At 34.5% G+C, this 296-nt stretch carries 1 pseudogene; it reads left to right on the plus strand.

The annotated features are described in order from the left end of the window. Positions 1-296 (plus strand): annotated as a pseudogene (locus IC21_RS16895) (IS21 family transposase); the annotation flags it as partial.

A 296-nucleotide genomic window follows, 5' to 3' on the forward strand; every position in this document is an offset into this window, starting at 1 on the left:
GTATGAGGAAAAATGGGGAGTAATTGTTTCAGATTGGCTGTTTGAGGATTTAAAGTTAAGGAAAAAATTAAGAAGAACAAAGAAACAAATATTTGAAGAACTAAAGGAAATGGGTTTCCAAGGTTCTTATCGTACTGTTTGTTACTTTATCTCTGAATGGATGAATACTCACCAAGAAGAAAAGGATAAAGGGTATGAAAGATTAGAACACCCTCCGGGTGAAGCTCAAGTAGACTTTGGAGTAATGGAAGCTGTACAAGATGGAGAAATTGTGGATATTCATGCTTTAATTATGA

The sequence above is a fragment of the Heyndrickxia coagulans DSM 1 = ATCC 7050 genome, from assembly GCF_000290615.1.
Lineage (GTDB): Bacteria > Bacillota > Bacilli > Bacillales > Bacillaceae_C > Weizmannia > Weizmannia coagulans.